1 pseudogene is annotated in these 459 nt (G+C 36.2%); it reads right to left on the bottom strand.

The annotated features are described in order from the left end of the window. Nucleotides 1-459, bottom strand: a pseudogene (locus CBI42_RS11315) (helicase); the annotation flags it as partial.

Below are 459 nucleotides of genomic sequence, written 5' to 3'. Positions count from 1 at the left end.
GTTGGTTCGAATTAAGTAAATTCTCAAAAATCTTTCTTCCTGTATCATAACGTGACCCACTAACTCCAAGACTACTATCTTTAGCACTTGGATAGCGATAAGCAAATGATGTCCTTAAATGAACCTGGCCATCGACAGGATTCACTTCAATGACTTGTTCAACATCTGGCGAAGACAATTCAAATTCATGATTGGTAAAACATTCAAAGGCAAATTTACCATAAACGGATTGAGGAATCCAACGTGACCCTATTTTAAACTCAATATCTGCCAGATGAATCCTTGGAGGGCGAACAGATTCTAACAAATCTAAAGCATGGTTCCAATCATATTCTTGGTTGTTTTCCTCCACTAATAGTTGAACTACTTCTATCTTGTTGAGAATATCTCCTGATAAAAACTGGTTCTTAGAAAGGTATTTTCTTTGCCCTCTTAAATAGCTTTCTGGATCCATTAAAA

This window comes from Streptococcus sp. KR, assembly GCF_002238115.1.
GTDB lineage: Bacteria > Bacillota > Bacilli > Lactobacillales > Streptococcaceae > Streptococcus.
Note: the sequence above shows the minus strand (reverse complement) of the source record. Positions and strands in the feature narration are given on the sequence as shown.